We start from the raw sequence: 12,564 nt of genomic DNA on the forward strand, positions 1-12,564 counted from the left end.
CCGCCTGCGTGAAAGATGCCGCATTTCGGCCGCCCGATTCGGGGCGCGCCGGCGCTCAACGACAATCCGGCCCATGAGTTCAACGGCGAAAAGCAGGCCGGCGCGGTGCGTCATGGTCCTGGGCACCACCAGCGGAGCCGGCAAGAGCTGGCTGGCCACGGCGCTGTGCCGCTGGTACGCGCGGCAGGGGCTGAAAGTGGCGCCCTTCAAGGCGCAGAACATGAGCAACAACGCCCGTGTGGTCGATGGCGGCGAGATCGGCAGCGCCCAGTACTTCCAGGCGCTGGCGGCCAACGCCGTGCCCGACGTGCGCATGAACCCGCTGCTGCTCAAGCCCGAGCGCGACACCCACAGCCAGGTCGTCCTGATGGGGCAGGTGAGCGAGGCGCTCTCGGCCTTGCCCTGGCGCGGGCGCAGCGAGCGCGTGTGGCCGCAGATCGCGCAGGCGCTCGACGACCTGCGCGCCGAGAACGACGTGGTGGTGATCGAAGGGGCGGGCTCGCCGGCGGAGATCAACCTCATGGCCAGCGACATCGTCAACATGCGCGTCGCCCGCTACGCCCAGGCCCGCTGCCTGCTCGCCACCGACATCGACCGGGGCGGCGCCTTCGCGCATCTCTACGGCACCTGGGCGCTCTTGCCCGAGGCCGACCGGTCTCTGTTGCATGGCTTCGTGCTCAACAAGTTTCGCGGCGACGCCTCGCTGCTGTCGCCCGCGCCCGAAAAACTGCAGGCGCTGACCGGCGTGCCCACCGTCGCGACGCTGCCGATGTGGTGGCAGCACGGCCTGCCCGAGGAAGACGGCGTGTTCGACGACCGCAGCCGCGCGAGCGGCAAGGTGACGAAGACCGTGGCCGTCATCGCCTATCCGCGCATCAGCAACCTCGATGAATTCCAGTCGCTCAAGAACGTGCCCGGCGTGCGGCTGGTCTGGGCGCGCACGCCCGCCGACGTGGCCGGCGCCGACTGGATCGTGCTGCCCGGCTCCAAGCACACGAGCGGCGACCTCGCCTGGCTGCGCGCGCAGGGGCTGGACAGCGCCGTGGCCACGCATGCATCGCGGGGCGGTGTGGTGCTGGGCATCTGCGGCGGGCTGCAGATGCTGGGGGAGGCGCTGGTCGATCCGCACGGCATCGACGGCAACGCGCCGGGCCTCGGCCTGCTGCCGCTGGTGACGGTGTTCGAACGCGAGAAGACCGTGCGCCATCGCAGCGCCACCTTTGGCGCGCTGACCGGCAACTGGGCGGCGCTCTCGGGCGTGCCGATGGCCGGCTACGAAATCCACCACGGCCAGACCGCCGCCCACCCGCAGATGGCCGAGGACGGCCACGCGGTGATGCCCGAGGGCCTGGCCTGGCAGAACGCGCGCGGCAATGTGCTCGGGCTGTACCTCCACGGCCTCTTCGAGGATGCGGCGGTGCTGCATGCACTGTTCGGCGCGGCGGCGCCCACGCTCGACAGCACCTTCGACGGCCTGGCCGATTTCATCGACACCCATTTCGACGCCGGCGTGCTTGCCGGCCTGATTGAATTCGCATGAACGACACGATTCCCTCTATTCCCACCCTTTCCGATATCACCGATGCCGCGCTGGCAGCCAGGCTGCAGCACGCGATCGACAACAAGACCAAGCCGCTCGGCGCGCTCGGCCGGCTCGAGACGCTGGCGCTGCGGATCGGCACGATCCTGGGCAGCGAAACGCCGGTGCTCGACGCGCCGCAGATGCTGGTCTGCGCGGGCGACCATGGGCTCGCGGCGCGCGGTGTCTCGGCGTATCCGAGCGACGTGACCTGGCAGATGGTCGAGAACTTCCTCGCGGGCGGCGCGGCGGTCAGCGTGCTCGCGCGGCAGCATGGGCTGGCGCTCACGGTGGTCGATTGCGGCGTGCGGCGCGATTTCCAGGCCCGTCCGGGGCTGGTGTCGCGGCGGATCGCGGCCGGGACGGCGGATGCGTCGGCCGGCCCCGCCATGACCGCCGCGCAGTGCGCGCAGGCCATCGCCAACGGGCGCGAGGTGGTGCGCGTGCTGCCGGGCAATGCCTTGTTGCTGGGCGAGATGGGCATCGGAAACAGCTCGTCGGCGGCGCTGCTGCTGGCGCGGCTCGCGGGGCTGGACATCGGCGCTTGCACGGGGTCGGGCACCGGTCTCGACGCGGCGGGGCTCGCACGCAAGCGCGAGGTGCTGGGCGAAGTGCTCGCACTGCATTCGGCCGCGACCGAGCCGCTCGACGCTCTGGCCGCATTCGGCGGTTTCGAGGTCGCCACGTTGGTCGGCGCCGTGTTGCAGGCGGCGGAAGAACGCCGGGTGATCGTTGTCGACGGCTTCATCGCCAGCGCCGCGGTGCTCGTCGCACAAGCGTTGCAGCCGCATGTGACGCAGCGCTGCGTCGCCGCGCACAGCTCGGCGGAGCCGGGACATGCGTTGCTGCTCAAGCACCTCGGGCTGGAGCCGCTGCTGAACCTCGATCTGCGCCTGGGCGAAGGCTCGGGTGGCGCGCTGGCCTGGCCGCTGCTCGAATCGGCGTGCCGCATCCTGCGCGAGATGGCGAGCTTCGAGGCGGCGGGCGTGTCGCGCAAGGACGCCTGAGCTTCATGAACGGCGTTCGCCATTTCCTGCTCGCGCTGCAGTTCTTCACCCGCGTGCCGGTGACAGGGGCGCTCGCGGCGTGGGTCGGATTCAGTCCGCAGATGCTGCGCGCGAGCGCGGCGCATCTGCCCGGCATCGGGTGGCTCGTGGGCGGTGTGGCGGCGCTGGTCTTCGTGGCCGTGGGTGTCGGGTTGCAGAGCGTGGCGGGCGCATTCGCCGCAGCGGTGCTGAGCACCGTCGCCACCGTGATGCTGACAGGCGCCTTCCATGAAGACGGCCTCGCCGACGTCGCCGATGGCCTGGGCGGTTCGGCCAACCGCGAGCGCGCGCTGGAAATCATGAAGGACTCGCGCATCGGCGCCTTCGGTGCCGTCGCGCTGGTGCTCGCGCTGGGCCTGAAGTTCGCGCTGCTCGCCACGCTGGCCGGGCGCGGGCTGGAGGCGGTGGCCGTGGCGATCGTCGGGGCGCATGTGCTGTCGCGTTTGGCGCCGCTGTTCCTGATCCGCTGGCTGCCCTATGTCGGCGACAGCGGGGCGAGCAAGGCGAAGCCGCTGGCCGATGCGATCGGCGGCGGGGCGCTGGTCATCGCGGTGCTGTGGTCGGTGCCCGCGGTGGCGCTGCTGCTGTGTGCGCATGACGCGGTGCATGTCGTCGCTGCGCTGCTGGCCGCCGTCGTGGCGGCAGGATGGATGGCGCGTCTTTTTATCCGTCGCCTGCAGGGCTTTACGGGCGACGGCCTGGGCGCGACGCAGCAGGTCTGCGAACTCGCGATCTATCTCGCGCTGGCCTGGCAGGCATGAGAAAGCTCTGGCTGCTGCGCCATGCGCCCGTGATCGCGGCACCCGGCCTCTGCTACGGCGCGACCGATCTCGAAGCGGAAGCCGAAGCCACGCGGGCCGCCGCGCAACGCATCGCGCCCTTGCTGCCGGCCGGCATCGCGCTGCGCAGTTCGCCGCTGCGGCGTTGCGTCGCGTTGGCCGATACCATCGCGGCGCTGCGCCCCGACCTGGCCGTGCAGCACGACGCCCGCCTCGCCGAGATGAGCTTCGGCGCGTGGGAAGGCCGTCCATGGTCCGCCATTGCGCGCGAGGAGTTCGAGGCCTGGACCGGCAATTTCGCCGACGGCATCGCCGGTGCGAACGGCGAGAGCGTGCGCGCCTTCATGCAGCGCGCGGCCGAAGCGCACGACGAATGGCTGTCGGGCGAGGGCGATGCGCTGTGGGTCACGCACGCCGGTGTGCTGCGCGCAGTGACGCTGCTGCAGCGCGGCATCCGCTGCCCCGCAAACGCCGCCGACTGGCCCGCGGGTGAACTCGCATTCGGCGGTTGGCTCACTTTCGAACACCCTCCAATCGGCCGATAACTACGCCCGCGCGAACCACAGTTCGAAGTGGTTGAAGCGCACGTTGTTGCACAGCTTGGATGCCAGCTCGGTCATCGCGGGCGCCGGAACCACTTGGCTCGCTGTCGCCGCGCGCACCCGGTCCAGCGCCGCGGGCGAGACCTTGTCCTTGCAGTAGCGCACGCTGTTCTGTTTCGGCGTGTTCTGCGCGGGCACGAGCTCGATGCCGGGCACGATCATCCCGGCCTGCCGCAACCCCTCCGACGCCTTGGTCGCGGCCGGCCAGTCGGCCCGGTCGCCCACCTGCAGGTAGATGCGGATCGGCAGCGAGGCGCTGTCCAGCGCCGCCGCCACGAGGCTGGGCGCGGCGGCCGCCGTCGCCGGCTCGGCCGCGACGCTCGCCGCGGCCGGCGTGCCCCAGGCCTGCATCGCGGAGAGTCCCGCCTTGTCGAAGAAGCTGTAGATCGCCTGGCTCGCCACGCGCTCCTCGGGCGTGGCGTTGGGCCGGTTGCCGGCCTCGGCGGTGCTTCGGAACAGCGCGACGATCTGCCCGGACACCTGCTTGTCGATGCCGTCGCCGGCCGAGAGGCTGTTGAGCAGCACGATCGCCATGTCCACCTGCGGGCGCTTGTCGGAGGTGAGCAGCGGGCCGAGCTTGAGCAGCATGTCCGCGTCGCGGCGGCTGCGCTCGGCGAGCTCGCGGCGGGCGATGTCTTCCTGGTCGAAGTAGCGCTGCAGCTTGGTGAAGCCCGTGGCGACGAGGCCGGCGAGCACGGTCGTCAAAAGCCAGAAGCCGACCTTGGAATCGCCGAAGGCCGAGAGGCGGTCCATGAGCGAGGGCGGACCCTTCGGTGCGGCGAGGGATTTGCGCACTTCCATCCGGAAGAACTCCTCCTCGCGGATGTCTTGCTGCTGCTCGGGCGTGAGTGCCATGGCGTCTGCCTCCTCCACGGGTGGTGGTGGCGTGCAGTGTCTGCCTCCGGCGGCGGTTGCACATCCATCGTTGGAGGTAGACGGCGTAGTGCGTTGGGGGGCGGCCGGGCGCCCCGTCAGTTCAGTTCTTCTGGCGCCATTGCTCGCGCCAGAGCTTGTCCAGCTGCGGCGCGAGCGCCTGTGGCGGCGCGCCCACGAGGGTGTTCTTTCCGTTGCGCTGCACCAGCCCGTAGATGCGGCCCGAGCCCTGGTCGTAGAGCGCGACGGCGTTGTTGTCGTGGCAGTCATGCGGCTTGCAGAAGGCGTGCAGCACATAGCGCGTGCCGTCCACGGTGACCCATTGCGGCTCGGGCGCGGGGCCTTCGCGGCGCACCAGCCAGCGGTCGTTTTCCTTGGCGCCGAGCGCGGCGCGCCAGGCTTTCTGCATGGCCGGGCCCTGTGCGAGCGCGGCCGGGCTGCCCGTCGGCGGAGCGGGCTGCTTCGTGGCTGCCGGTTCCATGGGCGGCGTCGCGGCACGGGCCGAGCCGTCGCATCGCCAGTAGCGCAGCTTCATCAGCTCAGGGCCCAGTTGGCCCGCCACCGGCTTGGCGGCATCCAGCGTGATGGACTGGCCGCGCGTTTCGCGAAAGACCAGGAAGGTGAGGGCACCGGCCTTTTCCACCTCGCTCATCAGCGCGACGTCGAAGCGCGCGGGCGGCTGGCTGTTGCCGAAGAAGCTGTGCGCCGTCTCGGGCGACTGGCCGACCACGCGGCGCTTGCCGCTCTCGACGATCAGCTGGTCTTCGCGCACCTGCAGGGTGGGCGCGGACGCATCGGCGCACGCGGTCGACCAGCGCCCGCCATAGGCCGCCATGGCGTCGGGCGGCAGGCCCTTGCCGCCTTGCTGCGACCAGGCCGCGGCCGGCAGGAAAGCGGCTGCCGAGAGCAGCGCGGTGGCGAGGAGGGCGCCGTGGGTTTTCGAGATCGTCATGCGCAGGTCGTCAGGCGGTTTTCGGGGCCGGTGTCTTGGGCTTGTAGTCGCAGTAGGGCGCCACCGCGCACTCCCAGCAGCGCGGCTTGCGCGCCACGCAGATGTAGCGGCCGTGCAGGATGAGCCAGTGGTGCGCGTGCAGCCGGTATTCTGGTGGGACGCGCTTCTCCAGCTTGAGTTCCACCTCCAGCGGCGTCTTGCCCGGCGCGAGCCCGGTGCGGTTGCCCACGCGGAAAATGTGCGTGTCGACCGCCATCGTCGGCTCGCCGAAGGCCACGTTGAGCACCACGTTGGCGGTCTTTCGGCCGACGCCGGGGAGCGCCTCCAACTCGGCGCGCGTCTTCGGCACCTCGCCGCCGTGCAGCTCGACCAGCATGCGGGAGGCTTCGATCAGGTGCTTCGCCTTGCTGCGATAGAGCCCGATGGTCTTGATGTAAGGCTCCAGCCCCTCGACCCCCAGGTCGTAGATGGCCTGCGGCGTGTTGGCCACCGGAAACAGCTTGCGCGTCGCCTTGTTCACGCCCACGTCGGTGGCCTGCGCCGAGAGCAGCACGGCGGCCAGCAGCTCGAAGGGGGTGTCGTATTCGAGCTCGGTCTCGGGTGTGGGGTTGGCCGCCTGCAGAATGGCGAAGAAGAGGGGGATGTTGTCTTTTTTCATGGGGCTCGAAGGCGCCGCGCGCATTTGCCGGGGGCGCAGGGCGGCGACAGGCGCAATATATCGTTGAAAGACGATAGCCTTACGCAGCATTCATGCACCCGCCTTTCGCGACAATGGCGCCCAGAAAGTGAGACTGACCATGCAATTCGCCTCCCGCCTCGACAACGTCGAAACCTCCGCCATCCGCGAACTCTTCAAGCTGCTCGGCAAGCCCGGCATCATCAGTTTCGCGGGCGGTTTCCCGGACAGCGCGATGTTCGACGTCGAGGGCCTGAAGGAAGCGAGCCAGAAGGCACTCACCGAGGAGCCCGGCGGCGCATTGCAATACGGCGCCACCGAAGGCTACGAGCCGCTGCGCAGCCAGCTCAGTTCCTTCATGAAGACCAAGGGCGTCGATGTGGACCCGAGCGGCCTCATCGTCACCACCGGCAGCCAGCAGGCGCTGGACCTCTTGGGCAAGACCATGATTTCCCCCGGCGACAAGGTGATCGTCGAAGGCCCGACCTTCCTGGCCACCATCCAGTGCTTTCGCCTCTACGGCGCGCAGCTCATCAGCGCACCGATCGACGCCAACGGCGTGAAGACCGACGAGCTGGAGAAGCTCATCGCCGAGCACAAGCCCAAGTTCGTCTACCTGATCCCGACCTTCGGCAACCCCAGCGGCGCGATGCTGACGCTGGAGCGCCGCAAGAAGGTGCTCGAACTTGCCGTGAAGTACCAGACGCTGATCGTCGAGGACGACCCCTACGGCGATCTCTATTTCGGCGAAGCACCGCCCCCTTCGATCCTCGCATTGAGCAAAGACGTTCCGGGCAGCCGCGAACTGCTCGCGCACTGCGGGAGCCTCAGCAAGGTGCTGAGCCCGGGCCTTCGCATCGGCTGGATGATCGCGCCCGCCGAGCTGCTCGCCAAGGCGACGATGTGCAAGCAGTTCAGCGACGCGCACACCAGCACCTTCTCGCAGGCCACGGCCGCGCAGTACCTCAAGAGCGGCCGCATGCCCGCGACGCTCGCGCATGTGCGCGAGGTCTACGGCCAGCGCGCGCAGGCGATGGGCGCGGCATTGAAGCGCGAACTGGGCGATGCGGTGAGCTTCACGCAGCCCAACGGCGGTCTGTTCTTCTGGGCGCGCCTGACGGGCGCCAACGGCAAGCTGGCCGATGCAAATGAACTGGCCAAGCGCGCGATCGAGAAACTCGTGGCCTTCGTGCCCGGCGCGCCGTTCTTCGCCGAGAAGCCCGATGTGGCGACGCTGCGTTTGAGCTTTGCGACCGCCGATATGGCCAAGATCGAAGAGGGCGTCAAGCGACTCGGTCAGGCCCTGTAAACAATCAGGGCGAGCGATGCAGGCGGGGCGCCGCCAGCAGGTCCAGGTTGTCCGCGATGGCCGCATCCACGTTCGGATAGCGGCCTTTCATTTTCGAGAGCGTCATGATGGTCTGCAGCGCCTTCAGGTCCTTGACCGAGGGCGCGACCTTGATCTGCGCGATGGCCGCGGAGGCGTTGCCGCCGTTCACCAATGCCATCACCTTGCTTGCCCAGTCGTTCGCGCGCGCCATGTCTATCACCTGCTTTCCATTGAACCGCCGACTGTACACAGCGCGGCACTCCCCACCAGGGGGTTACGATCAACCATGAGAAAAACCTTTCAGCTCCAGGTCGAGGGCAAGCACCCCGACCGTCTCGTCGAAGCCATCAAGCACGAGATCGCCAAGTACATCAAGCGCGAACGCCGCCGCGATCTGCCCGAGGGCAGCGACTTCTGGGACTTCGATTGCAAGTTCGGCGCGTCGGCGGAAACCGCCGAAGTCGCCCAGGTGCCGGCCATCAACAAGCTGATCGACGGCATCGTCAAAGACGGCGGCAAGCAGTTCTATATCGAGATCCTCGCCAAGCCCGGCAAGCGCACGCCCCGCCCCGCCGGAGAGCGGACCGAAGCGCCGCCCGAGGAAGACTGAACCTCTAGATCAGCGCCTTCGCCAGCTGCAGCCCGTGGCGCTGCTCCGCGTCCTGCAGCGAGCGCGCGATCGACGGGTGCAGCCGCACCCCGTTCTTCGATTGCGCATCCCGTCGTTTCAACCCGCCTTCGCCCGGCAGCCGGACCGGCTTCGCAGCATCGATGGGCGTGTTGTCCCGGCACTGGGCCGCGACATGGTCCATCTGGCGCAGGAACGCCTCCTTGCCGCCGAATGCATGGAGGTCGTGCAGCGTGATGTGCACCGTCGCGCCCCAGCCTTCTTTCGGGTCGGCCCGGCCGAAGCCCGCCAACCCCGACGTCAACGTTTCCACCAGCAGCGCCATGCCATAGCCCTTGTGGCCGTGGCTCAAGCCGCCCACGGGCAGCAGCGTGCCGGGCGGCTGGTCGAACAGCACCTGCGGGTCGTTGGTCGGCTGGCCGGCCGCGTCGATGAGCCATTCCTCGGCGAAGGTCTCGCCGGCCGCGCGCTTGCGGTTGCTCATGCCGTTGGTGGTGATCGAGGCCGAGATGTCGACCATCACGCCGCCCTGCGAGAGCGGAAAACCCATCGCCAGCGGATTCGGCGTGAACACGGCCTGCGTGCCGCCGAAGGGCGCGACGCTTGCGGTGTTGGGGTCGGAGCAGGCCAGGAGCATCAGCATGTCTTCCTGCAGCGCGCGCAGCATGTAGACGGCCAGGCACGCGATGTGGTGGCTGCGGCGGATCACGAGCGAAGCGGTGCCGAGCTCGCGCGCACGCGGCACCAGCAGGTCCATGCCCTGGTCCATGAGCCACGGGCCGGGCAGGCGCTTGCCGTCCCACAGCACGGCGGCGGGGCGGTCCGACAGCACCTGGGGCGCGCCGTCGCGTGTCATGCCGCCCGATTCGACTTCCTTTACGTAGCCGGCCAGGAGCGCCAGGCCGTGCGTGTCGTGGCCCAGAAGGTCGCCTTCGACGAGGGTGCGCGCGACGCTGTCGGCCATCGATGCGGCGAGGCCGGCTTTCTGCAGCAGGGCGCTCGCGTAGTCCTTGAGTGCATCGGCGCGGTAGAGCGGGGAGATGTCGTTCATGCCCCCATTCTGGTTCACTCGGGCTTGATGTTGGCGATGGCCGCGATCTTGCGAAAGCGCGCGATTTCCTCGAGGTGAAAGCGCTGCATCTTCTCGGGCGGATAGGGCATCAGCTCGCCGCCGGTCTTGAGCACGAAGGCGCGCGCCTCGTCGGTGGCGAGCGTCTTCTGCAGCGCATCGGCGAGTTTGGTGGTGATGTCGTCGGGCGTCTGCGAGCGCAGGTAGAACGACACCCAGCTGTACTGCACGTACTCGTTGAACCCCTTCTCGCGGATCGTCGGCACGTTGGGCACGTCGGGGTTGCGCGCTTCGCCGGACACCGCGAGCGCCTTGAGCTTGCCCGACTTGATGAGCTGCATCGCCCCGCCCAGGTCGACCAGCGCGAAGTCCAGCTGGTTGCCGATCACGTCCGTCATGATCGGCGCCTGCCCCTTGTAGGGCACGTTGGTGAACTCGCAGCCGGCCACGTTGGCCAGCCACGCCGCCGCCAGCTGGTAGCCGGCCGAATAGGTGCCCACGTTCAGGGGCTTGGTCTTTGCCGCCGCCAACAGCGCCTCCAGCGTTGCGAAGCGCGAGTCGTTCGACACCACGATCACGTTCATGCCGCGCGTGAGGCCCGAGACGGGCTTGAAGTCCTTGACCGAGTCGTAGCCCAGGTCCTTGATCACCAGCGGGTTCACCGCCATCGGTGAGTTGCTCGCCAGCAGCAGCATGTAGCCGTCGGCCGGCGCGTTCTTGACCGACTGCAACGCGATGATGCCGTTGGCGCCGGGCTTGTTCTCCACCACCACCGCCTGGCCGATCTGCGCGGCGAGCTGGTCGCCGAAGTAGCGCGCGGAGTTGTCCGAGCCGCTGCCGGGCGTGAACGGCACCACGATGCGGATCGGCCGCGTGGGAAAGGCATTCGCCTGCGCGAAGCCCTTGCCCGCGACCGCCGAGCCTGCCAATGCCAGCAGCAGCTGGCGCCTGTTTGTCTCCATCTTTTTTGCTCCTGATTCCGTGATTGAACCGGTCGTTCGGGCTGCGTGCCCGTTTTTTCGGGTCGGTCCAAATAATAATACATATGTGCTTTTAAAAACTACGTATCTGTTATATCTTCGAAAAAGACAGAACGACAGGAGCCACATGACCGCTGAAGCGAACCTCGCCGGAAACGATCCGGCCACGCCCGACCTCGCGATCCATCGCACCGGCCACACGGCCACGGTGGAGATGCGCCGGCCGCCCCACAACTTCTTCGACCTGGCGTTGATCTCCGCGCTGGCCGACGCCTTCGAGGCGCTGCAGGCCGACCCCGAGTGCCGCGCCATCGTGCTGGCCGCGCAGGGCCGCTCGTTCTGCGCCGGTGCCGACTTCTCTGCGCCACAACCGCCCGCGGGAGAGCGCCGCGATCCGGCCGAGCTCTACCGGCAGGCCGTGCGCCTGTTCGCCGTCACCAAGCCGGTGATCGCCGCGGTGCAGGGCCCCGCGGTGGGCGGCGGTCTCGGGCTGGCGCTGGTGGCCGACTTCCGCATCACCTGCGCCGAGGCGCGCTTCAGCGCGAATTTCGCGCGGCTGGGCTTTCACCCCGGTTTCGCATTGAGCTACACGCTGCCGCGGCTCATCGGTCCGCAGAAGGCGGCGCTGCTGCTGTACACCGGCCGCCGGCTGGACGGCGAGGAGGCGGTGCGCATCGGGCTGGCCGACGAACTGGTGGCGCAGGACGCGGTGCGAAGCCGCGCCCAGGCGCTGGCCGAAGAGATCGCCGTGTCGGCCCCGATCGCCGTCGAGTCGACCCGCGCGAGCCTGCGCACCGGTCTGGTCGAATCGGTGCGCGCCGCCGTCGAGCGCGAGGCCGGCGAGCAGCGCCAGCACTTCCAGACCAGCGATTTCCGCGAAGGCGTGGCCGCGATGGCGCAGCGCCGCGAGCCCGTCTTCGGGCGCCGCTGAGCAGAGCGAAGCCGGAGCACACGATGATCGACTTCTCCCTCGGTGAAGACCTCGCGCTGGTGGCCGAGACGGCCCGGCGCTTTTCCGACGAGCAACTGCTGCCGTCGCAACGCGATTTCGAAGCGCGGCGCGCGGTGGCGGATGCGGTGCTGCGCGAAGCCCGCGACATCGGTTTCGACCGCATCGACTGGCCCGAGGCCAGCGGCGGCGCCGGCATGGGCGCGGTGGCGCGCGCGCTGGTCCTGGAGCGCCTGGCGGCCGGATGCCCGGGCGCGGCGATCGCCCTGCAGCCGCTGGGCAGCGTCGCGCATGCCTTGCTCGCGTTCGGCGGCGAAGCGGCGTTGCGGCGCTGCGCCGCGCCGCTCGACGCGCCCGGCCTGCGCGCGGTGCTGGTGTTCGATCACCGGGATGCGTGGCAGGGCGGTGCGGACACGCTGACCGGCAGCGCGCCGTGGCTGCCCGCCGATCGCGTGGACCTCCTGGCGGTGTTGAGCCGCACGGGGCTGAAGATCGTCACGCGCGGAATCCGCGTGACGCCCGTGCCAGGCGCGGGCCTGCGCGCGGCGGGGGCTGGCGAGATCCGCGTGGACCGTGTGCCGGTCGATGCGGCCTGGACCGATCCCGCGGCCGCCGCGCTGGCGCTGGCGCATGCGCGCGTTCACCTGTCGGCGCTCATCGTGGGCCAGATGCATGCGGCGGCGGAGTACTCGCGCAAGTACGCGCTGGAGCGGGTGGCTTTCGGCCGTCCGATCGCGCACCACCAGGCGCTGGCTTTCCTGATCGTCGACATGCACAGCGCGGTGGACGCCGCGCGCCAGTTGCTGCACGAGGCGGCCTGGCGGCTCGATGCCGCACAGCCCGCGACGGAGGCCGCGGCAACGGCGCTCGTCGAGGCGATCGAGAACGCCGTCTTCATCGGTTCGAACGCGGTGCAGATCCTCGGCGGCGCGGGCTTCATGCGCGACTACCCGGTGGAAAAGCACATGCGCGAACTGCGCGCGCTGGGCCTGCTGCTCGGCGGCGCGGATGCGGCGCGCGACGACGCGCTGGGTGATGCACTGACTGATGCACCGCTCGCACCCTTTTCTTTTCTCGCCGCCGGCGCACTGGGAGCCTGAC

Annotated in this window: 14 protein-coding genes; 8 read left to right on the forward strand and 6 right to left on the reverse strand. The window is 69.3% G+C overall.

Annotated features, from left to right (window positions below):
* The first annotated feature begins 73 nt into the window (after positions 1 to 73).
* From ACZYRS_RS16125 to ACZYRS_RS16140, 4 genes are read left to right on the forward strand one after another with little or no spacing between them, the layout of a single operon-like run.
* Entirely contained in the window at positions 74 to 1,540 is a 1,467-nt protein-coding gene (locus tag ACZYRS_RS16125) for a cobyric acid synthase (RefSeq protein WP_463420051.1), read from the forward strand.
* Entirely contained in the window at positions 1,537 to 2,586 is a 1,050-nt protein-coding gene (gene cobT, locus ACZYRS_RS16130) for a nicotinate-nucleotide--dimethylbenzimidazole phosphoribosyltransferase (RefSeq protein WP_463420052.1), read from the forward strand. The genes ACZYRS_RS16125 and cobT overlap by 4 nt, the downstream gene beginning before the upstream one ends.
* A gap of 5 nt (positions 2,587 to 2,591) precedes the next feature.
* Positions 2,592 to 3,386 (forward strand): adenosylcobinamide-GDP ribazoletransferase, encoded by a 795-nt coding sequence (locus tag ACZYRS_RS16135; RefSeq protein ID WP_463420053.1) that lies wholly within the window; start codon positions 2,592 to 2,594, stop codon positions 3,384 to 3,386.
* Entirely contained in the window at positions 3,383 to 3,949 is a 567-nt protein-coding gene (locus ACZYRS_RS16140) for a histidine phosphatase family protein (RefSeq protein ID WP_463420054.1), read from the forward strand. Before ACZYRS_RS16135 ends, ACZYRS_RS16140 begins: the two co-directional genes overlap by 4 nt.
* Here ACZYRS_RS16140 and ACZYRS_RS16145 read toward each other — a convergent pair whose 3' ends face one another.
* The 3 genes from ACZYRS_RS16145 to nth form a co-directional block, all read right to left on the reverse strand.
* Entirely contained in the window at positions 3,950 to 4,861 is a 912-nt protein-coding gene (locus ACZYRS_RS16145; RefSeq protein ID WP_463420055.1) for a hypothetical protein, read from the reverse strand.
* A gap of 121 nt (positions 4,862 to 4,982) precedes the next feature.
* On the reverse strand, positions 4,983 to 5,831 hold the full coding sequence (locus ACZYRS_RS16150; protein WP_463420056.1) for an Ivy family c-type lysozyme inhibitor: 849 nt from the start codon (positions 5,829 to 5,831) through the stop codon (positions 4,983 to 4,985).
* A 10-nt stretch (positions 5,832 to 5,841) separates the two neighbouring features.
* A complete protein-coding gene (nth, locus tag ACZYRS_RS16155) occupies positions 5,842 to 6,489 on the reverse strand; it encodes an endonuclease III (RefSeq protein WP_463420057.1) in 648 nt (215 codons plus the stop codon).
* Positions 6,490 to 6,628: 139 nt separating this feature from the next.
* On the opposite strand from nth, the gene ACZYRS_RS16160 reads away from it, so the two are divergent.
* Positions 6,629 to 7,816: an aminotransferase-like domain-containing protein gene (locus ACZYRS_RS16160; RefSeq protein ID WP_463420058.1), complete on the forward strand. Its 1,188-nt coding sequence runs from the start codon at positions 6,629 to 6,631 to the stop codon at positions 7,814 to 7,816.
* 4 nt (positions 7,817 to 7,820) lie between these two features.
* Here the strand turns inward: ACZYRS_RS16160 and ACZYRS_RS16165 are convergent, their stop codons facing one another.
* A complete protein-coding gene (locus tag ACZYRS_RS16165; protein ID WP_124461569.1) occupies positions 7,821 to 8,048 on the reverse strand; it encodes a hypothetical protein in 228 nt (75 codons plus the stop codon).
* Between the two features lie 75 nt (positions 8,049 to 8,123).
* Between ACZYRS_RS16165 and ACZYRS_RS16170 the strand changes: the two genes are divergently transcribed.
* Positions 8,124 to 8,447: a DUF6172 family protein gene (locus ACZYRS_RS16170; protein ID WP_463420059.1), complete on the forward strand. Its 324-nt coding sequence runs from the start codon at positions 8,124 to 8,126 to the stop codon at positions 8,445 to 8,447.
* A gap of 4 nt (positions 8,448 to 8,451) precedes the next feature.
* On the opposite strand, the gene ACZYRS_RS16175 is transcribed toward ACZYRS_RS16170, so the two are convergent.
* Positions 8,452 to 9,516, reverse strand: a complete 1,065-nt coding sequence (locus ACZYRS_RS16175; RefSeq protein WP_463420060.1) for an Ldh family oxidoreductase — start codon at positions 9,514 to 9,516, stop codon at positions 8,452 to 8,454.
* A gap of 14 nt (positions 9,517 to 9,530) precedes the next feature.
* Positions 9,531 to 10,496, reverse strand: coding sequence for a Bug family tripartite tricarboxylate transporter substrate binding protein (locus ACZYRS_RS16180; RefSeq protein WP_463420061.1), 966 nt, complete (start codon positions 10,494 to 10,496; stop codon positions 9,531 to 9,533).
* A 145-nt stretch (positions 10,497 to 10,641) separates the two neighbouring features.
* Between ACZYRS_RS16180 and ACZYRS_RS16185 the strand changes: the two genes are divergently transcribed.
* Together ACZYRS_RS16185 and ACZYRS_RS16190 are read left to right on the forward strand one after the other, a co-directional pair.
* The gene (locus tag ACZYRS_RS16185) at positions 10,642 to 11,445 is read left to right on the forward strand and encodes an enoyl-CoA hydratase/isomerase family protein (protein ID WP_463420062.1); all 804 of its coding nucleotides are present in this window, start codon (positions 10,642 to 10,644) and stop codon (positions 11,443 to 11,445) included.
* 23 nt (positions 11,446 to 11,468) lie between these two features.
* The gene (locus tag ACZYRS_RS16190; protein WP_463420063.1) at positions 11,469 to 12,563 is read left to right on the forward strand and encodes an acyl-CoA dehydrogenase family protein; all 1,095 of its coding nucleotides are present in this window, start codon (positions 11,469 to 11,471) and stop codon (positions 12,561 to 12,563) included.
* The last annotated feature ends 1 nt before the right edge of the window (position 12,564 follow it).

Source organism: Variovorax sp. AC194, assembly GCF_979257995.1.